Here is a 20614-nt window from a genome sequence, read left to right on the forward strand (position 1 = left end):
ACGTACCCTCGCTGAGGTGACGACACCAGACGGCAAGATCCGGCTCCCGGCAGACCTAGACTCGGTGACGGCGATCGGCGCCGAGGACCACTCCGAAATCGACAGCGCCGCCGTCGACCGGATCTGGCAGGCCGCCCGGCATTGGTACCGGGCCGGCTTTCATCCCGCCATCCAGCTCTGCATCCGCCGGCATGGCCGCGTCGTGCTGAACCGCGCGATCGGGCACGGCTGGGGCAACGCCCCGAGCGATCCGCCCGACGCGGAGAAGATCGCGGTTACGCCGGACACACCGTTCTGCGTGTACTCGGCGGCCAAGGGAATGGCGGCGACCGTGGTGCACATGCTCGTCGAGCGCGGCGTCTTCTCGCTCGACGACCGGGTGTGCGAATACATCCCCACCTTCACCAGTCACGGCAAGCACCGGATCACCATCCGGCACGTGATGACACACAGCGCGGGACTGCCCTTCCCTACCGGCCCCAGGCCGGACGTCACCCGCGCCGACGACCACGACTACGCGCAGCAGAAGCTGGGCGAGTTGCGGCCCCTCTACCGTCCCGGGCTGGTCCACATGTACCACGCGCTGACGTGGGGTCCGCTGATCCGCGAGATCGTGTACGCGGCCACCGGCAAGGAGATTCGCGAGATCCTGGCCACCGAGATCCTCGACCCGCTCGACTTCCGCTGGACCAACTTCGGCGTCGCGAAAAACGACGTCCCGTTGGTCGCGCCCAGCCACGCCACCGGGCGAACGCTGCCGCCGGTGGTCGCCCAGATCTTCCGCAAGGCGATCGGCGGAACCGTGCACGAGATGATCCCGTACACCAACTCTCCGGCGTTTTTGACCACCATCATTCCGTCGTCCAACACGGTGTCGACCGCGCAGGAGATGTCGCGGTTCGCCGAGATATGGCGCCGCGGAGGCGAACTCGACGGCGTGCGGGTGATCAGCCCGGAGACCATGTACGGCGCGGTGACCCAATGCCGAAGGCTGCGACCGGATTTCGCGGTCGGCCTGCAGCCGGCCCGCTGGGGCACCGGCTTCATCCTGGGCACCGACCGGTGGGGTCCGTTCGGGCGCAACGCGCCGCACGCATTCGGCAACCTGGGCCTGGTGAACATCGCCATCTGGGCCGACCCCGCGCGCGGGCTGTCGGCCGGCGTGGTGAGCAGCGGCAAACCCGGCCGGGATCCAGAAGCCCGCCGGTACACCGCCCTGCTGGACACGATCACCGCCGAGATGCCGACCGGTTGATCACGACGGCAGTGTGGGAACACTGCCAGTCATGGCTACCTATCGAGTGCTCGACCCGAAGGGCGAGGTCGTCGCGACCAAAGACATCGAAAGTGCCGACGACGCACACGCATGGTTCGTCGACAACAAGGCCGACAACAGCGAGCTCGGCTGGCGCATGGAAGTCCAGCACGACGGCGAGTGGCACTTTTTCGACGACAGCGAGGGCGACCGAAGCTAGGTGTTTGCCCCCGGCTGGTGGGCAACCAACAAAGCATGGACTCGCACCGCTTCCGCAAACTGCTGGACGCACCGGGGCTGTTCGCTTCGGTGTATTCCGATGACTGACACGACACCCATGGCGCCGAGGCTCAGGTCGAGGGACTCGGCGCGGTCTGCTCGGCGCTTCGTCAAGGCGCGGTGGAGACACTGATCCTCGGCGACATCGGCGATGCGACCGTCGTCGCGGACGAGGGTTTGACGACATCGCCCCGGACGAGAACGTTTTGTCCGAGCAGGGCGCCGCGCCCGCCAAGACGCTGCGGGCCGACGAGGCGCTGCCTGTGTCGGCGATCTCGGTCGGAGCCGCGCTGGTGCGCACCGACGAGCGGATCTCCCCGGCCGACGGCGTGGGCGCGGTGCTGCGCTACGCCCCGACGCTGCACCAGAGTGCCGACCGATAAGAGCGGTGGCGGAGGGATTTGAACCCCCGGACGGTTTTAGCCGTCTCTCGCTTTCAAGGCGAGTGCATTAGGCCGCTCTGCCACGCCACCGCTGATTAGGGTAGCGGGACTCGGTAGCGTGGCCACCATGCGCGCCATCGTCGCCGAATCCGCCGAGCAACTCTCCTGGCAGGAAGTGCCGGACGTTTCCGCCGGGCCGGGCGAGGTCCTGATCAAGGTCGCCGCCGCCGGCGTGAACCGCGCCGACCTGCTGCAGGCCGCCGGTAAATATCCGCCGCCGCCGGGCGCCAGCGAGATCATCGGCATGGAAGTGTCCGGCATCATCGCCGATACCGGCCCCGATGTCACGAATTGGTCTGTCGGACAAGAGGTTTGCGCGCTGCTCGCCGGGGGCGGATACGCCGAGTACGTCGCCGTCCCCGCCGGCCAGCTGCTGCCGATTCCCCCCGGTGTCGACCTGGTCGATGCGGCCGGGCTGCCCGAAGTGGCCTGCACCGTGTGGTCGAACCTGGTGCTGACCGCCCACCTGTGCGAAGGGCAGCTGCTGCTGATGCACGGCGGGGCCAGCGGCATCGGCACCCACGCCATCCAAATCGCCAGGGCGCTGGGTGCGCGGGTGGCGGTGACCGCCGGGTCGGCGGAAAAGCTGCAGACCTGCCGCGAACTGGGCGCCGAGATCACCATCAACTACCGCGACGACGACTTCGTCGCACGGGTGCAGGAGTTCGGCGGCGCCGACGTGATCTTCGACATCATGGGCGCCTCCTATCTGGACCGCAATCTCGACGCCCTGGCCACCGACGGCCAGCTCGTCATCATCGGCATGCAGGGCGGCATCAAGGGCGAGCTCAACATCGGCAAGCTGCTCGCCAAGCGGGCCCACGTCATCGGCACCACGCTGCGGGGCCGCCCGGTGAGCGGACCGAACAGCAAGACCGAGATCGTTCAGGCCGTGACGGCCAAGGTGTGGCCGATGATCGCCGACGGCCGGGTTCGGCCCATCATCGGCGAGCGGATCCCCATCGAGCAGGCGAGCACCGCCCTCCAGAAGCTGGCAGCGGGAGAGGTGCACGGCAAGGTCGTGCTGACGCTGCCGGCCTAGGCCCGGCCTCTAACCCAGGGACGCCAGCGCGCGCACCAGCTGGTCGACTTCGGCCGTCGTCGAGTAGTGCGCCAGCCCGACGGTGACCGCGCCGCCGACGTCGTTGACGCCCAACACATCGAGCGCGCGGGAACTTTCGTTGGTGACGGCCAGAATCCCGTTGTCCGCCAACCGCTGCACGACCCGCTCGGCGGGCACGCCGTTCAACGCGAAACTGACCACCGGGATCCGCACCTCCGGGCGGCCGATCACCATCACCAATGGCAGCGAGCGCAGCGACACCATCAGGTAGTCATAGATCCGGTTCAGATACGACGTGGCCGATTGCATCGAGACCGCCAGGCGTTCGCGCCGGGTGCCGCGGGCGGATTCGTCGAGCGACGCCAGGTACTCGATGCTGGCCACCACCCCGGCCAGCAGGCCGAACTGGTGCGCGCCGATCTCGAGGCGCGCCGGCCCCACGGCCTTGGGGTCCGGCGAGATCGAACTGAACGAGTTGAGCAGCGCCGGGTCGCGGAACACGATCGCCCCGATCGGGGGACCGCCCCAGGCCGCGGCGTTCACCGCCACCACGTCGGCGTCGGTTTCCTTCACGTCGAGCAGCCGGTAGGGCGCCGCGGCGGAGTGGTCGACGACCACCAGCCCGCCCACGTCGTGCACCAGCTTGGTCATCGCCCGCAGGTCGGTGACCGTGCCCAGCGTCCCGGAGGCCGAGGCGACGGCGACCAGCCTGGTCGACTTCCCGATCAGGCCCTCCCACTGCCACGTCGGGAGCTCTCCGGTCTCGATGTCGATCTCGGCCCACTTGACCTTGGCGCCGTACCGGTGCGCCGCGCGCAGCCACGGGGCGATGTTGGCCTCGTCGTCCAGCCGGCTGACGATGACCTCGTAGCCCAGGCCGGCCCGCGACGACGACGCCTCGGCCAGCGCCGACAGCAAGATCGCCCGGTCGGCGCCCAGCACGACACCGGCGGGTTCGACGTTGAACAGATCGGCCACCGCCGCCCGCGCCGCCTCCAGAACGGCGGCGCTGCGCTGCGCGGACGGGTGCGCGCCCACGGTGGTGGGACCGGACCTGCGGAAGGCCGTCGACACCGTGGTCGCGACGGAATCGGGGACCAGCATCCCGCTCGGGGCGTCGAAGTGCACCCACCCGTCACCCAGCGACGGATGAAGTCCGCGCACCCGGGCGACGTCATATGCCATGTGGGCCACCTTAGAGCTTCCGCTTTTTTGCGAAACTGTGACGGTAGCGGGTGCCACAGACGTTCCGGCCAGTTGGTGGCTTCCCGAGCCAGGGCACCCGGCCAGCCATACTAGTCGAGTGGGGCTCTGGTTCGGAACGCTCATTGCATTGTTTTTGCTGATAGCGCCCGGGGCGATCATCGCACGCATCAGTCAGTTGTCTTGGCCGGTGGCTGTCGCGGTCGGCCCGGCGCTGACCTACGGCGTGGTCGCACTGGCCATTATTCCGTTTGGTGCCATCGGAATTCCGTGGAACGGCTGGACGGCGCTGGCGGCGCTGGCTGTGGTATGCGTGCTGATGATCGGGCTACAACTGCTGCTCGCCCGCTACCGCGACCGCGAGGCGGAAGCCCTCGAAGTGAGCCGCCGGCCGGCCCTCACGGTAGCGGGGGGCGTGCTGCTGGGCGCGCTGCTCATCATGTGGGCGGCCTATCGCGGCATCCCCCATTGGGAGTCCATCCCCAGCACCTGGGACGCGGTCTGGCACGCCAACGAGGTGCGGTTCATCCTGGACACCGGCCAGGCGTCGTCCACCCACATGGGCGAGCTGCGCAACGTCGAGACGCACCAGGCGTTGTACTACCCGTCGGTGTTTCACGCCCTGGTCGCGGTGTTCTGCCAGCTGACCGGGGCGGCGCCCACCACCGGCTACACGCTGAGCTCGGTCGCCGCGTCGGTGTGGCTGTTTCCCGCCAGCGCGGCGATGCTGACCTGGCATCTGGCCCGGCCGCGCACCACCGAATGGCGCAGTGCGGGGGTGGCGGCCACCGCGGCGGCGTTGTCGGCGTCGTTCACCTCGCTGCCCTACGTCGAGTTCGGCGTCGCGGCGATGCCCAACCTGGCGGCCTACGGGGTCGCGGTGCCGACGTTCATCCTGATCGTGTCCACGTTGCGGCACCGCGACCGGGTGCCGCTGGCCGTGCTGGCGCTGGTGGGCTTGCTGTCGGTGCACCTGACCGGGGGGTTCGTCGCGATCTTGTTCCTGCTGGGCTGGTGGCTGCTGGACGCGGTCTGGCATCCGGTGCGGGGCCGGCTCGCCGACGCGCTGACCCTGGCCTGCGTGGCGGTGCCGACCGTGCTGATCCTGGCGCCGCAGTTCCTGGGGGTGCTCAGGCAGGCCGACATCATCGCCGGGCACTCATTCCCCAGCTTCAAGGGCGCCAAGCAGGGCCTGATCGACGCCGTGCTGCAGCACACCCGCCACCTCAACGACTTTCCGACGCAGTACAAGCTGCTCGCGCTGGCGGCCGTCGGCATGGCGATCCTGCTGTACAAAAAGGTCTGGTGGCCGACGGCTGTCTGGCTGCTGCTGATCGTGGCCATCGTCTATTCGGGGGCGCCGGCGCGATTCCGCGGGCCGATCGGCAACACGATCGAGGAGTTCAGCCAGTTCTTCTACAACGACCCCCGCAGGCTCTCCGGTGTGGTGGCGATGCTGCTGGCGCCCATGGCGGGCATCGGGTTGTTCGCGCTGGTCGTGCTGGTGATGGCCGCCGTCAAACGGCTGACCGGGCGATACCGGCAGTTACCCGGACCCGTGTGGATCGCGGCCACCGCGGTGGTGCTGGCGATGGCCTGCGTCTACACCGCCCGGCACTACTTCCTGCCGCACAAGGTTCTGCTCGGCGACAAATACGACTCGGTGATGATCGACCAGCGCGACCTGATGGCAATGGCCTACCTGGCCAAGCTGCCCGGCGCGCACGACACCTTGATCGGCGACTCCAACGTCGACGGCACCGCGTGGATGTACGCGGTCGCCGACCTGCATCCGCTGTGGACGCACTACGACTTCCCGCAGCAGACCGGGCCGGGCTACTACCGATACATCTTCTGGACCTCGGCCCGCAAAGGCGATTCCGATCCGCGGGTGCTCGAGGCGATTAAAGCGCTCAATATTCGGTACATCTACACCAGCACGCCGACTGTCCGAGGGTTCGCCGTACCCGAAGGACTAGTGTCACTGGATAAGTCGAAGTCGTGGGCGTTGATCTACGACAATGGCGGTGCCCGAATTTATGAATGGCGCGGAAACGGCACGACGCCACACTCATAGCCCACAGAGGATGGTGATGCATTGACTACCCGCAACGATGACGACGACGTCGAGATCATCGGCGGCGTCGACCCGCGGATTATGGCGCTCTCCGACGACGAAGCCGACGAGCGTTCCCTGACCGACCTGGTTGAGCAGCCGGCGAAGGTGATGCGCATCGGGACCATGATCAAGCAGTTGCTCGAGGAGGTGCGGGCCGCACCGCTGGACGAGGCCAGCCGCAACCGGCTGCGCGAGATCCACGCGACCAGCATCCGGGAACTGGAAGAGGGCCTGGCGCCTGAACTGCGTGAGGAGCTAGACCGCCTCACCCTGCCCTTCAACGAAGACGCCGCGCCGTCCGACGCCGAATTGCGCATCGCCCAAGCGCAGTTGGTCGGCTGGCTGGAGGGGCTGTTCCACGGCATCCAGACCGCGCTGTTCGCGCAGCAGATGGCCGCCCGCGCGCAGCTGGAAAAGATGCGCCAGGGCGCCCTTCCCCCGGGCATCGGCAAGCCGGGCGGAGCGCCCGGGCACGGTCAGTACCTGTAAGCAGACGCAGCACCAATGGCGCCGGATTCTGGTCCTCACATCGAGACATACAACGCGTGGGTGGAGTTTCCCATCTTCGACGCCAAGTCGCGCTCGTTGAAGAAGGCCTTCCTGGGCAAGGCCGGCGGCACGATCGGCCGCAACAGCTCCAACGTGGTGGTGGTCGAAGCGTTGCGCGACATCACCATGTCCCTCGAGCTTGGCGACCGTGTCGGCCTGGTCGGCCACAACGGGGCGGGCAAATCGACTCTGCTGCGCCTACTTTCGGGCATCTACGAACCCACCCGCGGCTGGGCGACGGTCACCGGCCGGGTGGCGCCGGTCTTCGATCTCGGCGTCGGCATGGACCCCGAGATCTCCGGCTACGAGAACATCATCATTCGCGGCCTGTTCCTGGGCCAGACGCGAAAGCAGATGCTGTCCAAGGTCGATGAGATCGCCGAGTTCACCGAGCTGGGCGACTACCTGTCGATGCCGCTGCGCACCTATTCCACCGGCATGCGGGTGCGGCTGGCGATGGGCGTGGTCACCAGCATCGACCCCGAGATCCTGCTGCTGGACGAGGGCATCGGCGCGGTGGACGCCGACTTCCTGAAGAAGGCGCAGTCGCGGTTGCAGAGTCTGGTGGAGCGCTCCGGAATCCTGGTGTTCGCCAGCCATTCCAACGAATTCCTGGCCCGGTTGTGCAAGACGGCGATGTGGATCGACCACGGCGTCATCCGCATGTCCGGCGGCATCGAAGACGTGGTGCGCGCCTACGAAGGGGAAGACGCGGCCCGGCACGTCCGCGAGGTGCTGGAAGAGGACCGGCAGGCGAACCGGGTCGAGACACCCCTGGCCCAAAGAGCATCCGGGGATGAGTGAGACCGTCTTCGCCGTCGTCGTCACCCACCGGCGCCCCGACGAGCTGGCCAAGTCGCTGGATGTGCTGAGCACGCAGACCCGGCTGCCCGATCACCTGATCGTGGTGGACAATGATTTTTCCGGCGAAGGGCCGGGCTCCGGCCGGATCCGCGATCTTGTTGCCGGCCAACCGATCCCGACCACCTACCTGGGATCGCACCGAAACCTCGGCGGCGCGGGAGGTTTCGCGCTGGGCATGCTGCACGCGTTGGCTCAGGGCGCCGATTGGGTGTGGCTGGCCGACGACGACGGGCGCCCGCAGGACTCGAACGTGCTGGCCACCCTGCTGGCCTGCGCCGAGAAGCACGGCCTGGCCGAGGTATCGCCGATGGTCTGCAATATGGACGATCCGGAAAGGCTGGCGTTCCCGCTGCGACGCGGCCTGGTATGGCGCAGGCGCGCAACCGAATTACGCACCGAGGCAGGCCAAGACCTCCTGCCCGGGATCGCGTCGCTGTTCAACGGCGCCCTGTTCCGGGCCGCCACCCTGGACGCGGTCGGCGTCCCGGATCTGCGGCTGTTCATCCGCGGCGACGAGGTGGAGATGCACCGCCGGCTGGTTCGCTCCGGCCTGCCGTTCGGGACGTGCCTGGACACGATCTACTTGCACCCCTGCGGATCCGATGAATTCCGCCCGATTCTGGGTGGCCGCATGCACACCCAGTATCCCGACAACCACACCAAGCGGTTCTACACCTACCGCAACCGCGGCTACCTGCTGTCGCAGCCTGGCTTGCGCAAGCTGCTGGTGCAAGAGTGGGTGCGGTTCGGCTGGTTCTTCCTGGTGACTCGTCGCGACCCACGCGGCCTGCTGGAATGGATCCGGTTGCGGCGCTTGGGACGTCGCGAGCAGTTCGGCAAGCACGATGCGGGAGGTTCCCGATGACGTTCCTCGACGCGGCGGCACAGTCGCGGACCTTCAGTCGCGCCCGGGGCGACCTCGCCGACGGCTTCCGCCGGCACGAACTCTGGCTGCACCTGGGCTGGCAGGACATCAAGCAGCGCTACCGCCGCTCCGTGCTGGGGCCGTTCTGGATCACCATCGCGACCGGAACCACGGCCGTCGCGATGGGCGGCTTGTACTCCAAGCTGTTTCATCTCGAGCTGTCGGTGCATCTGCCGTACGTGACGCTGGGGCTGATCATCTGGAACCTGATCAACGCCGCCATTTTGGAGGGCGCCGACGTCTTCGTCGCCAACGAGGGACTGATCAAGCAACTGCCGACGCCGCTGAGCGTGCACGTCTACCGGCTGGTGTGGCGGCAGATGATCCTGTTCGCGCACAACATCGTCATCTACGTCGTCATCGCGATGATCTTCCCCAAACCCTGGTCGTGGGCCGATCTTTCGGTGATCCCGGCGTTGGCGCTGATCGTACTCAACTGCATCTGGGTGTCACTGTGTTTCGGCATCCTGGCGACCCGCTATCGCGACATCGGCCCGCTGCTGTTCTCGATCGTGCAGTTGCTGTTCTTCATGACGCCGATCATCTGGAACGACGACACCTTGCGGCAGCAGGGCGCCGGACGGTGGTCGAAGATCGTCGAACTCAACCCGCTGCTGCATTATCTGGATATCGTTCGCGCCCCGCTGCTCGGGTCACATCAGGAACTGCGGCACTGGGCCGTCGTGCTGGTGCTGACGGCCGTCGGCTGGATCCTGGCCGCCTTCGCGATGCGCCAATACCGCGCCCGGGTGCCCTACTGGGTATAGCGACTTTTCGGGTGTGGCCCGGCGACAGCTGTTCGCCAGGGAGCCTCCGGGGCATGGTCGGGCCACCGGTTCGTGACGGCATTTCCTTTGAGCTTCTAATCAGCACATTCCCATCAATCCCTCAGCGTTCGATGGGCCGGAAACCGGGTACGGACGTGAGTGTGACCAAATCCATTCGCTCGCGCGGTGTATCGCTGTCATTTTCTCAGGTGTGCAAGCGAATCTTTTTGGGCAAGCCGCTGATCACCGAGGCGCTCGAGTCCGAGAGACTGTCAAATCCGGTTGCCCTCGGTGCGCTGTCACCCGACGCGATCTCCTCGACCGCCTACGGCCCCGAGCAAATCCTGGTCGAGCTGGTGCCGCATGCCGGGCTGGCTGCCTTCGTCTTGTTATTGCCGACCACTGGCGTCATCATCATTGTTCTGGCGCTGGTGGCCGCCTCCTATCGACAGGTCGTCATGGCCTACACACAGGCTGGCGGCTCCTACATCGTCACACGCGAGAATTTCGGACCGCGGGTGGCGCAGATCGCGGCGGCGGCATTGCTCATCGATTACGTCGTGACGGTGGCGGTGCAGACGTCCGCGGGCACGGTCGCGGTGGCCTCCGCTCTGCCCGCACTCGGGCCCTACAGCTTGGAGATCACCATCGGCATGGTGATCGTCATCAGCTACCTGAATCTGCGCGGCGTGCGGGAAGCCGGTCGACCGTTCGCCGTGGCCACCTACTCGTTCGTTGCGCTGATCATCCTGACGATCGTCACCGGAGTCATCCGCGAACTCTTCTGGGGTTTACCCGAATACGATCCGCAGCACATGCCGGGGACGGTGCCGGTCCATCAAGGCAACGGTCTGGTGCTGGGCGCCACGGTGCTGGTGATTCTGCGGGCGTTCGCCAATGGCGGTTCGTCGCTGACCGGCGTGGAAGCGGTCTCGAACACGGTCAACATCTTTCGCGATCCGCAGGGCCCGAACGCACGGCGGGTGATTACCACGATGGCCTGCATCCTCGGCTTCTTGCTGGCCGGAGTCGGCTACCTGGCCTACGCCACGCACGCCACCCCGTATGTCGACGAATACCCCTCGGTGCTCTCGCAGGTTACCCGGGCTGTCTTCGGTCACGGCCTGATCGGCAGCAGCATGCATATCCTGGTCCAGGCATCGACCGCCGCCATCCTGTTCACCGGCGCCAACGGCAGCTTCAACGGATTCCCCGCACTGGCCAGCTTCGTAGCGGAAGACCGGTTTCTGCCGCGCCAACTCATCAAGCGCGGGCACCGGTTGGTGTTCTCCAACGGCATCATCGCCCTGACGGCGTTGTCGGTGGCGTTGCTGGTGTTCACCGGCGGCACGGTCCAATCCTTGGTGCCGCTTTACGCGATCGGCGTGTTCACCGGCTTCGCCACCGCCGGCTACGGGATGACCAAACACCATCTCATCCAGCGTGAACGCGGCTGGCGACACAAGCTGGCGATCAACCTGTCCGCAGGGATCATGTCGACCATCGTGGTGGGGATCTTCGCGGTAGCCAAGTTCACCGAGGGCGCCTGGCTGATAGTTGTCGTATTCCCCGTGCTGGTGTTCGTACTGATACGGCTCAATCGCGAATACCGCTCCGAGGCCGCCGTTCTCAGCGACTTCCACGCCGATCACAAGACCCTGCGAAATGGGGCGCGACACCACGTGTTCGCCTGTGTCGACACGGTCGACATCGCAACACTCGAAGCGCTGCGCTACGGGAAGGTCCTCAAACCCGACCAGTTGATCGCCGTGCATTTCGTGATCGACGCGGAACATGCCCGGCGCCTGCAAAAGCTTTGGGAAAGCTTCGATCTCAAAACGCCGCTGCGCGTGCTGGATTGCCCGGACCGCCACGTGACCGCGGCCGCACAGGAGCTGGTTGCGACCGAGCAAGAGGAACATCCGGATACGAGCGTGACGATATTGCTGCCACGCCGGGCATACGGCCCCTTCGAACGACTGCTTCACGACCGCACCGCCGACAAGATCGCCAAGGCGGTCAGTCGGATCCCGAACGCGGCCGCCACGATCGTGCCATACGACGTGCAGTCCGAGATCAGCGAAGCGTTCCCCAACAGCGTGGGACCGCGAATAGCCGGCGAATTCGCGCGGATCGAGCAGCGGATCTGGCGGGGCGAGAGCCGGAAAGTGGCTTCCTATGAACACCCGGAGCGGCCGACCACGGTGGTCGCGATCGACAGCCTCGTTCCCGGGCGCAGCGCGACGATCGAAGGCAGGGTCAGTGAAGTCGAGGAGTTCACCCAACGGAGCCGGACCTCGCGTTCGATAGTGGTCGGCGACGAAAGCGGGCAGGTCCGCATCACCTTCGCACCCGATTGCGGTGGCGCAGACATCATGCCCGGCCAACTGCTGCACATCACCGGAGAGGCACACCGCAACGCAGACCACGAAGCAGTGTGCATTGCCGACCCCGCATACCGAGTAGTCGGGTGAACAAGGAGGTGAGCTTTATGACCACGTCGGCTCGCCGCCTGAGCATCCCGGCGTCGATCGGAGACCGGTGGAAGCGCGCATTTTTAGGTGAGCCGCTGATCAGCGAGCGCCTGGAGTCGGAGACTTTGTCGAATCCTGTTGCGCTGGGCGCTATTGCGCCAGACGCGATCTCGTCGATAGCCTATGGCCCCGAACAGATCGTGGTAGAACTGCTACCGCAGGCCGGCCTGGCCGCATTCGTGTTGGTGCTGCCGATCGCCGGGGTCATTCTGCTGATTCTCGCGTTGGTCACGGCTTCATATCGCGAGGTTCTGATGGCCTACACCCGAGCCGGCGGATCGTACGTGGTCGCGCGGGAGAACTTGGGGCCCCGGATGGCCCAGATCGCCGCCGCCGCATTGTTGATCGACTACGTGGTCACCGTGGCGGTCCAGCCTGCGGCCGGCACGGTCGCGGTAGTCACGGCAATACCTCAGCTTCGCCCCTACCACTTGGAAATCTCGGTGGCTGCAGTGCTGCTGACCTGTTATGTCAACCTGCGCGGACTACGACAGTCGGGCCGAGTGTTCGCCGTGATGACCTATGGCTTCATCACCATGCTGGCGGTGACGATCGCGACCGGCGTAATCCGCGAAATCTTCTGGGGTCTACCCCGTTACGTCCCGCACCACACCAGCGGGCTGGTGCCGGTACATCAGGGCAGTGGACTGGTGATGGGGGCGACGATTCTGGTATTGCTGCGCGCCTTCGCCCATGGCACCACCTCGATGGCCGGGATCGAGGCGATTTCCAATACAGTCGATGTCTTCCGTAAGCCACAGGGCCCCAATGCGCGCCGCGCATTGACCGCGATAGCGTGCATCATCGGGTTCTTGCTGATGGGTGTGGCCTACCTTGCACACCACACCCACGTCATTCCCTATACCAGCGAGTATCCGTCAATGCTGGCCGAGATCGCCCGGACCGTTTTCGGCAACGGGGCGATCGGGCACGCCTTGTACTTCCTGGTCCAGGCGGCCACCGCAGCGATCCTGTTCACCGGCGCCAACACCGCCTTCAACGGGTTTCCGGCACTCGCCAGTTTTGTTGCCGCCGACCGTTTCCTGCCTCGGCCGCTCACCAAACGAGGGCACCGACTGGTGTTCTCCAACGGCATCGTCACGCTCACCGCGCTGGCCGTTGCACTGCTGCTGGTGACCCGCGCGTCGCTGCACGCACTGATACCGCTATACGCGATGGGCGTGTTCACCGCATTCGCGATGGCCGGCTACGGGATGACCAAACACCATCTGACCCAACGTCCGCCGGGTTGGCGATACAAACTGGCGATCAATCTGTCCGCCGGTATCACGTCGACGATCGTGGTGGGAATCTTCGCCGTGGCCAAGTTCACCGAGGGAGCCTGGCTCATCGTCGTCGTCTTCCCCGTGCTGGTGTTCGTGTTCATCCGGCTCAACAATCAGTACCGGGCTGAGACGGCGATCCTCGAAAAGTTTCGCACCGACCGCCCCGACGAGAAGAAGTACGCGAAACACAATGTGTTCCTCTGCGTCAACACGGTGGACATTGCGATGCTCGAAGCACTGCGCTACGGGAAGGACCTGGGGGCCGACGAGCTGATCGCGGTGCACTTCATGATCGACGCGGAGCACGCCCAGCACCTGCGGAAGCTATGGCGGCGTTACGATCTCGACACCCCCCTACGCGTGATCGATTGCCCCGACCGCCAGCTGACCCGGGCCGCACAAGAGCTCGTCCTCAGCGAGCGAGACACGCGTCCGGATACAGAAGTGACCGTACTGCTGCCGCGCCGCGCATATGGCCTGCTCGGAAGGGTGCTTCATGACCGCACCGCCGACGCAATCGCCAAGGCCGTCAGCCGGTCCCCGAACGCCGCCGCCACAATCGTGCCCTTTGACGTACGCAATGGTCATCGCCCCCCGCGACTCGATCACCACCACACGGCGGGTTGTTCAGCGAGCGCTGGTGCGGCTGAGCCGACTGGACCGGCGTCAGCTACCTAGCGGATTCGGTGCAACACGGCGAACCACTGCTCTCATCGACACCGAAAGGCAAGTTACCGCAACGGCTTTATCCGGTGTTGACTCGGCCACAATGCCCCTGTACGGCTACACGCTGGCAGGCGATATTCCGAGGACACGCCCGCGTTCGCTTAGCCCCACCGCGGGCGGGGCGGCGTGGGGTTCGGTTGGTGGCGGGAAGACACGTGCACCGCGTGGACTCCCGGTTTCGTCGACAGCTGCGCGAGAAGGCCGTCGAGGTGCGCCTTGTCGGTGTGCCAGTGCTGCACCGACTCCGGTTCTGCTGATATCTCCGCGAGGACACGCGTCAGTTTCTCGGACGTCTTGCTTTCCCTCTCGTTGCCCGCGCTGTCCTTGATATCGGCCGATCTGGAACCCTCTTCTCTTGCAGGGGTTTTCGCCGAAGCGCGGGCAACGGCTCCGCCGGCAACGCCACCAGTCAGACCCGCCAGCGCCATCTGGCCAAAGATATTGCCGCCGCTTTCCACCGCGGCCAAAGGCACCGCAGCCTGGCCGGTGCCCTGCAAGACGGTGGCGGCCAGTCTGACCGCCGGGGTGGCCGCAGCCCAGCTCGGTGGCACCGACAACGCTCCGACCACGCCCGCGCGGCCCACGTCTGCGGAGACCGCCGACGCCGCCGCGACCGGACCCGCCGCAGTCGGGTTGTAAAGCACTCCCGGCACCAGCGGAACCGGGAGCTCGCCCGTGTTGAAGCCCCGCGCCGCCAGCCCGTAGCCCAAGGTGCTACTCACCAATGCGTTTCTACCCGGCAGGCTCGCTGGGCTTATGAACTCGGTCAGCCTGAGGGCCGTCCCGAGCGGGGTTGTGTTCAGGCTTGCAAGTGAACTCGCCGGGGTGGGTGGATCGGTCGCGGCGGGCGCCGCGAGCGGTTGTAGCGACGAGGGCGCCGCAAGCGGCTGTGACGTCAGCTGCGACAACATCGACTGCGCGCTTGTACCGGCCGATGTGCCGGCGGTTTGGGTGGCCGTGGCAGATTGGGCGGCCGGTCCGCCGGGGTTGGTGGTCTGCGGCGCCGGGGTGAACGGCGTCACCTGTGCGGCGCCCGCGGACTCGCCGGCATAGCCGTACATCGTGGCGGCGTCTTGGGCCCACATGTCCGCGTACTGCGCCTCGGCGGCGGCGATCGCAGGCGTGTTCTGCCCGACAACGTTAGTCGCGACCAGCTGTGCCAGCTCGGCGCGGTTGGCCGCGATCACCGGCGGTGCAACCGTGCCCGCAAACGCCGTCTCGTAGGCTGCGGCGGCCGCCCGGGCCTGGGCCGCGGTCTGCTCGGCTTGCGCGGCAGTGGTGTTCATCCACGCCGCGTACGGCGCCGCCGCGGCCGCCATCGCCATCGACGACGGGCCCAGCCAGCCGGCAGTCAACCCCGAGATCACCGAAGAGTAGGACGCCCCCGTCGCACGCAGCTGGGCGGCCAGCCCGTCCCAGGCCGCCGCGGCGGCCAGCATCGGTCCCGACCCGGGACCGGAATACATACGGCCGGAATTGATCTCCGGCGGCAACACCCCGAAATCCATTGCCATGATCCTCAGCCTGCCGCTACCGCGTCCGTGGACCCGGTCGCCGCATACGACTTCTCGGTGGTGCCCGGACTGGCTGCGAATGACATCTGCATCTCCTTGGCTGGTAGGTGTGGACGGATGGGCGGTGCACGCCGAAACGGCGGTCAGTCTTCGGGAATCACGATGATGGTCGCGGTGGTGGCGGCCCCGCCGGTAACAGCGCCCGCGCCGGCAGAGCGGGTGGCGGTACCGCCGGTGCCGACCACGGTCCGTCCCGCCAAACCCGACAGGGCCATATTGCTGAACAGGCTTCCCTGGCCCTCCCCCGCGGCCGTCGCGGGCAGGGCATCAAGACCGGTCTGCGGCAATACGACGGCGACCGGCCTCATCGCCGGTGCGGCGCTGGCCCAGGCCTGGGGCACCGACATGCTTCCGACCAAGCCGGCTTGCCCCATGCCCGCCGATACCGCTCCGCCCGTCGGCCCCACCGCGATTCCTGGGCCCACGGCGGCGATCGGGAATCCCGCCCGCCCGAGGGCGCCCGCGTACGCCACCTGCATGTTGAAGTTGTTGAAGGGAGCGAGAAAGCACTGGACTCCGAGGTCGTACATGGATCCGAGGGGCGAATATATGTGCATCGGATTAAAGGGCCCGAAGCCGAAGGCCAGGAGATCGTCCAGCGATGAGCTCGATGGCGGATCGGCCACTGCCGCAGCGGCCGCAGGCGTTGCCAGGCTTTGCAGCGTCTGGGGTGCCCCAGCGGTCAGCTGCGGCAGCGTCTGCGCGTTCGTCCCGGCGGCCTGCGTGACCGCCGCGGCTTGTTCGGTGGTCCCGGACGCATTCGTGGTCCGCGGCGACGGGCTGAACGGAGCCAGCTGCGCCGCGCTCGCCGATGTGCCGGCATACCCGTACATCGCGGCCGCGTCCTGGGCCCACATCTCGGCGTACTGGGCCTCAGTCGCCGCGATGGCCGCGGTATTCTGCCCGACAATATTCGTCGCGATCAGCGACATCAGCAGGCTGCGATTCGCCGCGACCATTGGCGGGGGAACCGTTGCCGCAAAAGCGGTTTCGTACGCGGCAACTGCCGCCCTGGCCTGATTCGCGGTCTGCTCGGCCTGGGCGGCGGTGGTGCTCAACCATCCGATATACGGCGCGGCCGCGGCCGCCATCGTGGCCGACGAAGGACCTCGCCACGCAGCAGTCAGCCCCGAAACCACCGAGGAGTAGGAGGCCGCCGTGGAGTGCAACTCGGCGGCCAAAGCGTCCCACGCCGCCGCCGCAGCCAGCATCGGCCCAGGCCCCGGCCCGGCATACATGCGACCGGAATTGATCTCCGGTGGCATCAGTCCGAAATCCACCGGTCTAGCCCTCCCCCGGCCACGGTGTGACCCGCGCCATAAACATCACGGACATGCGGGCAATACCCACATTGAGTTCGCGTAAACAATTGTTTTGCCCCTCGTGATCCAAATTTCGTCGCTCCGTGAGTTCGGTCGACACGTCCGGGTGTGGGGCTCTCGCCGATGCCATGCGCCGATACGTCGAACTGATCGAGCGAGCTGATCGAAGACGCCGGGCTGATCGCTCGGCTGGACGCCGCGATTGCTGGGCACGCGCGAGGATGGATGCGGCTCTCCAGTCCGAACTCATTGAGCGCATCGATATGTGAGTCCCGCGGGTCGATCCCGCCGGGCTGCGCGTGCCGGGGCAGCGCACCCAGGGATCGCCGTATCGAGGTCGACGCCACCAGTCCCGGGCTGGCAGCGGTGGGGGCCGCAACTGCAGGCCACCGACGGGGCGGCGTTGGATCGCAAACTGAATGCTGTAGCCGCGACGGCGTGCCGCGATGACCCGCCAACGGTCGCATCGGTTTCGTCGGCCGGAACGCTGGCGGGTGCGTCATCGTGGTGTCACACTGGAACGCCATCTGAGCAACCGGGCGAAAGGTTCACCGACGTGAGCAAAAAGGTCCCATCAGCAGCGGACGCCGCGCGGCACAACCTCGAAGCGGAGCTGGACCGGTTACGGCAACGGCGTGAGCGGCTCGAGGCCGAGGTCAAGAACGACCGCGGCATGGTGGGCGACCACGGTGACGCGGCCGAGGCGATCCAGCGCGCCGAGGAACTGGTGGTTCTCACCGACCGGATCAACGAGTTGGACCGGCGCCTGCGGACCGGGCCGTCGGACGTCGACGCGACGGAGACGCTGCCCGGCGGCACCGAGGTGACGCTGCGGTTCGCCGACGGCGAAGTCGTCACGATGCACGTGATCTCCATCGTCGAGGAGACCCCCGTCGGCCGGGAGTCCGAGACGTTAACCGCGCGCAGCCCCCTGGCCCAGGCCCTGGCCGGGCACAAACCCGGCGACACGGTGACCTACACGACGCCGCAGGGCGAGAACCAGGTCGAGCTGATCTCGGTCAAGCTGCCCCGCTAGCGCTTGCCGGGGAGGGCTCACCGACCCCGTTAGACTCCCCTCGATGGTTGCCCCGCTGCCCGATTCCGCGTCTGAAGACGTGCGCCCGCACTTGAGCCTGACTACGCAGGTCACCCGATTCGTCGTCACCGGCGGGTTGGCGGGAATCGTGGACTTCGGGCTCTACCTGCTGCTGTGGAAGGTCGTGGGCGTCCAGGTTGACCTGTCCAAGGCCACCAGCTTCATCGTCGGCACCATCACGGCCTACCTGATCAACCGCCGCTGGACCTTCCAGGCTTCTCCCAGCACCGCCCGGTTCGTCGCGGTCATGGTCCTCTACGCCATCACGTTCGCCGTGCAGGTCGGGCTCAACCACGTGTGCCTGGCGCTTCTGCACTACCGCGGCTGGTCGCCGCTCGTCGCGTTCGTGATCGCGCAGGGCACCGCGACGGTGATCAACTTCGTGGTGCAGCGGGCCGTAATCTTCCGCATCCGCTGAGCCGCCCTCGGCAAGCGGTACCCTCTTTGACGATGTCGAGCACCGATCCCCTGGCCAAGCCCACCCAGCTGATGGGCTTCGGGCGCACCGCACCGTCGGTGGCCCAGGTGCTCTCTACCCGCGATCCCGAGGTGATCGCCAAGGCGGTGACCCGGGTGGCCGACTCGGGCGATCCCAAAAGCCGGGGCGTCATCGCCCGCGGGCTGGGCCGATCCTACGGCGACAATGCCCAGAACGGCGGCGGCCTGGTGATCGACATGACCGGGCTCAACCGCATCCACTCGATCAGCGCCGACACCCGGCTGGTCGACGTCGACGCCGGCGTCAGCCTGGACCAGTTGATGAAGGCGGCGCTGCCGTTCGGGTTGTGGGTTCCGGTGCTGCCGGGAACGCGCCAGGTCACCGTCGGCGGCGCGATCGCCTGCGACATCCACGGCAAGAACCACCACAGCGCGGGCAGCTTCGGTAACCACGTTCGGTCGATGGACCTGCTCATGGCCGACGGCACCGTTCGCACCATAACCCCCGACGGGGACGGTGCCGAGCTGTTCTGGGCGACCGTCGGCGGCAACGGCCTGACCGGGATCGTGCTGCGCGCCACCATCGCCATGACACCGACGGAGACGGCGTACTTCATCGCCGACGGTGTTGCCACCCACGACCTCGATGAAACGGTCGCCGTTCACCTCGACGGCAGCGAGGCCAACTACACGTACTCCAGCGCGTGGTTCGACCTGATCAGTCCGCCGCCGAAGCTGGGCCGGGCCTCGGTCAGCCGCGGCAGCCTGGCGAAGCTCGATCAGCTGCCGAAGAAGCTGGCCAAGAACCCGTTGAAATTCGATGCGCCGCAGCTGTTGACGGTGCCGGACGTGTTCCCGGTCAGCGCGATGAACAAGCTGTCGTTCATGGCGATCGGCGAGGTGTACTACCGGCTGGGCGGGACCTACAGCGGCAAGATCCAGAACCTGTCGCAGTTCTATCACATGCTCGATCTGGTCAGTGGCTGGAATAACGCATACGGCCCAAGGGGTTTCGCGCAACACCAGTTCCTGGTTCCGCCGGACGCGATGAACGAGTTCAAGGCCATCATCCGCTGGATCCAGACCACCGGCCATTACTCGGCGCTGAACGTGTTCAAGCTCTTCGGGCCGGGCAACCGCGCGCCGCTGAGTTTCCCGATGGCGGGCTGGAACGTCGCCATGGACTTCCCCAACAAGCCGGGGATCAACGAGTTCCTCAACGAACTCGACAGGCGGGTGCTGGAATTCGGCGGAAGGGTCTACACCGCCAAGGATTCCCGCGTGAACGCCGAAACCTTCCACGCCATGTATCCGCGCATCGACGAATGGATCGCCGTGCGACGCAAGGTAGATCCGACAGGGGTGTTTGCCTCCGACATGGCCCGACGTTTGGAGCTGCTCTAAATGGTGCTCGATGCCGTAGGTAATCCGCAGACCATCCTGCTGCTCGGCGGTACCTCCGAGATCGGCCTGGCCATCTGCGAACGCTACCTGCAGAACGCGCACGCGCGGATTGTGTTGGCCGCCATGCCCAGCGACCCCGGCCGCGACGCCGCGGTGGCGCAGATGCAGGCCGCCGGCGCGCGTTCGGTCGAGCTGATCGATTTCGAAGCCACCGACCCCGACACCCACCCCAAGATGATCGAGGCGGCTTTCGCCAACGGTGACGTCGACGTGGCCATTGTCGCGTTCGGCATCCTGGGGGACGCCGAGGAGCTATGGCAGAACCAGCACAAGGCGGTGCAGGCCGTCGAAATCAACTACACCGCAGCGGTTTCGGTGGGAGTGCTGCTGGGCGAGAAGATGCGCGCCCAGGGTTTCGGCCAGATCATCGCGATGAGCTCGGCGGCCGGCGAGCGGGTGCGGCGGTCCAACTTCGTCTACGGCTCCACCAAGGCGGGACTGGACGGCTTTTACCTGGGGCTCGGAGAAGCGTTGCGCGAGTATGGAGTTCGCGTCCTGGTGATCCGGCCCGGCCAGGTGCGCACCCGGATGAGCGCGCACGTCAAGGAAGCGCCGCTGACCGTCGACAAGGAATACGTCGCCAACCTCGCGGTGACCGCGGCCGCCAAAGGTAAGGAATTGGTTTGGGCACCAGCAGCATTCCGTTATGTGATGATGGTGTTGCGACACGTCCCGCGTCCCATCTTCCGCAAGCTTCCCATCTGACC

Annotated in this window: 16 protein-coding genes, 1 tRNA gene and 2 pseudogenes; 15 read left to right on the plus strand and 4 right to left on the minus strand. The window is 66.5% G+C overall.

Annotation, left to right across the window (positions count from 1 at the left end; translation table 11 throughout):
* The first annotated feature begins 16 nt into the window (after positions 1-16).
* The 3 genes and pseudogenes from lipE to B8W69_RS16715 all read left to right on the plus strand — a co-directional run.
* On the plus strand, positions 17-1255 hold the full coding sequence (lipE, locus tag B8W69_RS16705) for a lipase LipE (protein ID WP_085290929.1): 1239 nt from the start codon (positions 17-19) through the stop codon (positions 1253-1255).
* Positions 1256-1286: 31 nt separating this feature from the next.
* Positions 1287-1475 carry a hypothetical protein gene (locus B8W69_RS16710; protein ID WP_007771958.1) on the plus strand — a complete coding sequence of 63 codons (189 nt, stop codon included), beginning with the start codon at positions 1287-1289 and terminating at the stop codon, positions 1473-1475.
* Positions 1476-1612: 137 nt separating this feature from the next.
* Positions 1613-1917 (plus strand): annotated as a pseudogene (locus tag B8W69_RS16715) (Rv2629 family ribosome hibernation factor); the annotation flags it as partial.
* Between the two features lie 3 nt (positions 1918-1920).
* Here B8W69_RS16715 and B8W69_RS16720 read toward each other — a convergent pair.
* Positions 1921-2007, minus strand: a tRNA-Ser gene (locus tag B8W69_RS16720).
* Positions 2008-2044: 37 nt separating this feature from the next.
* Between B8W69_RS16720 and B8W69_RS16725 the strand changes: the two genes are divergently transcribed.
* On the plus strand, positions 2045-3019 hold the full coding sequence (locus B8W69_RS16725; RefSeq protein WP_181447421.1) for an NAD(P)H-quinone oxidoreductase: 975 nt from the start codon (positions 2045-2047) through the stop codon (positions 3017-3019).
* Between the two features lie 9 nt (positions 3020-3028).
* On the opposite strand, the gene B8W69_RS16730 is transcribed toward B8W69_RS16725, so the two are convergent.
* A complete protein-coding gene (locus B8W69_RS16730) occupies positions 3029-4225 on the minus strand; it encodes a cysteine desulfurase-like protein (protein WP_065027478.1) in 1197 nt (398 codons plus the stop codon).
* A gap of 118 nt (positions 4226-4343) precedes the next feature.
* Here B8W69_RS16730 and B8W69_RS16735 point away from each other — a divergent pair, with 118 nt between their 5' ends.
* The 7 genes and pseudogenes from B8W69_RS16735 to B8W69_RS16765 all read left to right on the plus strand — a co-directional run.
* Positions 4344-6320: a DUF6541 family protein gene (locus tag B8W69_RS16735; RefSeq protein ID WP_085290931.1), complete on the plus strand. Its 1977-nt coding sequence runs from the start codon at positions 4344-4346 to the stop codon at positions 6318-6320.
* A gap of 81 nt (positions 6321-6401) precedes the next feature.
* Positions 6402-6851 carry a bacterial proteasome activator family protein gene (locus B8W69_RS16740; protein WP_245843278.1) on the plus strand — a complete coding sequence of 150 codons (450 nt, stop codon included), beginning with the start codon at positions 6402-6404 and terminating at the stop codon, positions 6849-6851.
* 15 nt (positions 6852-6866) lie between these two features.
* On the plus strand, positions 6867-7715 hold the full coding sequence (wzt, locus tag B8W69_RS16745; protein WP_085290933.1) for a galactan export ABC transporter ATP-binding subunit Wzt/RfbE: 849 nt from the start codon (positions 6867-6869) through the stop codon (positions 7713-7715).
* A complete protein-coding gene (glfT1, locus tag B8W69_RS16750) occupies positions 7708-8640 on the plus strand; it encodes a galactofuranosyltransferase GlfT1 (protein ID WP_085290934.1) in 933 nt (310 codons plus the stop codon). The genes wzt and glfT1 overlap by 8 nt, the downstream gene beginning before the upstream one ends.
* The gene (wzm, locus tag B8W69_RS16755) at positions 8637-9467 is read left to right on the plus strand and encodes a galactan export ABC transporter permease subunit Wzm/RfbD (RefSeq protein WP_085290935.1); all 831 of its coding nucleotides are present in this window, start codon (positions 8637-8639) and stop codon (positions 9465-9467) included. The genes glfT1 and wzm overlap by 4 nt, the downstream gene beginning before the upstream one ends.
* Positions 9468-9628: 161 nt before the next feature.
* Positions 9629-11941, plus strand: coding sequence for an APC family permease (locus tag B8W69_RS16760; protein ID WP_245843276.1), 2313 nt, complete (start codon positions 9629-9631; stop codon positions 11939-11941).
* 17 nt (positions 11942-11958) lie between these two features.
* Positions 11959-13869, plus strand: a pseudogene (locus tag B8W69_RS16765) (APC family permease); the annotation flags it as partial.
* A gap of 245 nt (positions 13870-14114) precedes the next feature.
* Here B8W69_RS16765 and B8W69_RS16770 read toward each other — a convergent pair.
* Together B8W69_RS16770 and B8W69_RS16775 are read right to left on the minus strand one after the other, a co-directional pair.
* Entirely contained in the window at positions 14115-15521 is a 1407-nt protein-coding gene (locus B8W69_RS16770; protein WP_085290937.1) for a PPE family protein, read from the minus strand.
* A gap of 149 nt (positions 15522-15670) precedes the next feature.
* Entirely contained in the window at positions 15671-16867 is a 1197-nt protein-coding gene (locus B8W69_RS16775; RefSeq protein WP_181447422.1) for a PPE family protein, read from the minus strand.
* Positions 16868-17465: 598 nt separating this feature from the next.
* Here B8W69_RS16775 and B8W69_RS16780 point away from each other — a divergent pair.
* From B8W69_RS16780 to dprE2, 4 genes are read left to right on the plus strand one after another with little or no spacing between them, the layout of a single operon-like run.
* A complete protein-coding gene (locus tag B8W69_RS16780) occupies positions 17466-17945 on the plus strand; it encodes a GreA/GreB family elongation factor (RefSeq protein WP_085290938.1) in 480 nt (159 codons plus the stop codon).
* 43 nt (positions 17946-17988) lie between these two features.
* A complete protein-coding gene (locus B8W69_RS16785; protein ID WP_085290939.1) occupies positions 17989-18423 on the plus strand; it encodes a GtrA family protein in 435 nt (144 codons plus the stop codon).
* Between the two features lie 32 nt (positions 18424-18455).
* A complete protein-coding gene (gene dprE1 / locus B8W69_RS16790) occupies positions 18456-19847 on the plus strand; it encodes a decaprenylphosphoryl-beta-D-ribose oxidase (RefSeq protein ID WP_085290940.1) in 1392 nt (463 codons plus the stop codon).
* The gene (gene dprE2 / locus B8W69_RS16795; protein WP_064950921.1) at positions 19848-20612 is read left to right on the plus strand and encodes a decaprenylphospho-beta-D-erythro-pentofuranosid-2-ulose 2-reductase; all 765 of its coding nucleotides are present in this window, start codon (positions 19848-19850) and stop codon (positions 20610-20612) included.
* Positions 20613-20614 lie beyond the last annotated feature (2 nt).

Source organism: Mycolicibacterium vulneris, assembly GCF_002104765.1.
Taxonomy (GTDB): Bacteria; Actinomycetota; Actinomycetes; order Mycobacteriales; family Mycobacteriaceae; genus Mycobacterium; species Mycobacterium vulneris.